Source organism: Tenacibaculum sp. M341 (assembly GCF_004337695.1).
In the GTDB taxonomy this organism is placed as follows: domain Bacteria; phylum Bacteroidota; class Bacteroidia; order Flavobacteriales; family Flavobacteriaceae; genus Polaribacter.
Genome location: NZ_SJXJ01000058.1, coordinates 1 through 969 on the forward strand (window position 1 = coordinate 1; position 969 = coordinate 969).

The window sequence follows — 969 nt, forward strand, 5'->3', positions numbered from 1 at the left end:
ACCCGTTGTGCATTTAGATAAAAGTTGTGCTTACAGCTAATAAGCCTTAAATTAATGTCACCACAACAATTAATTTATGCACAACTTTCGAGCAAATTACGACAAAATATTAGAAGTTTTTACGGTTTTAGAAGTTCAAGATAGTTTCTTTACTCAAATACGTAAGCCTCAATTATCTGATAAAGAAATAGTAGCTATCAGTTTAGTGTCTGAATACATGGCTATTGACAGTGAATGTCAATTATTCAGAATTTTACCTAAATGTTTATCCAATAAAATAGAACGTTCTGTTTATAATAGGAGAAGACGAAATCTATTTGAATTTCAAGAGTTAATACGTCAAAAACTAGCAAATCATTTTTTAGAGTTTGAGGACTATTTTATAATAGATAGTATGCCTTTAGAAGTTTGTAAATATGCTAGAGCTTCACGAAGTAAAGTATGTCGCGATGATTTTTTCACAGCTCCTGATAGAGGATACTGTGCGAGTCAAAGGATGAAATACTACGGATATAAGTTACATATGACTTGTTCTGTAAATGGTATAATATCTAGCTTTGATATTTCTAAAGCTTCATTACATGATATCAATTATCTACATGATGTAAAACTACAATTATCTGACTGTGTACTGCTTGGTGATAGAGGCTACTTGTCTTCTGAATTTCAACTTGACTTATTTGAAACTGTCAATATTAAATTAGAAACACCTATGAGAAAGAATCAATATAACTATACAGAACAGCCTTACCTATTTAAAAAGTCAAGAAAAAGAATTGAAACACTCTTTTCTCAACTTTGTGATCAGTTTATGATACGTAGAAACTATGCTAAATCTTTCAAGGGATTTAAAACTAGGATTCTAGCCAAAATAACAGCATTGACAACTATTCAATACATTAATAAATTCATAGAAAAACGAAAAATAAATAATCTAAAAGTTAATATTGCCTAAATGCACAACGGGTT

The 969-nt window shown here is 29.8% G+C and carries 1 protein-coding gene; it reads left to right on the plus strand.

Annotation, left to right across the window (positions count from 1 at the left end):
* Positions 1-76 precede the first annotated feature (76 nt).
* Positions 77-955: an IS982 family transposase gene (locus tag EYW44_RS21890; protein ID WP_132728005.1), complete on the plus strand. Its 879-nt coding sequence runs from the start codon at positions 77-79 to the stop codon at positions 953-955.
* The last annotated feature ends 14 nt before the right edge of the window (positions 956-969 follow it).

Excerpts from the sequence above, each read along its gene's own strand:
- EYW44_RS21890 (WP_132728005.1), top strand. The coding sequence starts at position 77 with ATGCACAACTTTCGAGCAAATTACGACAAAATATTAGAAGTTTTTACG.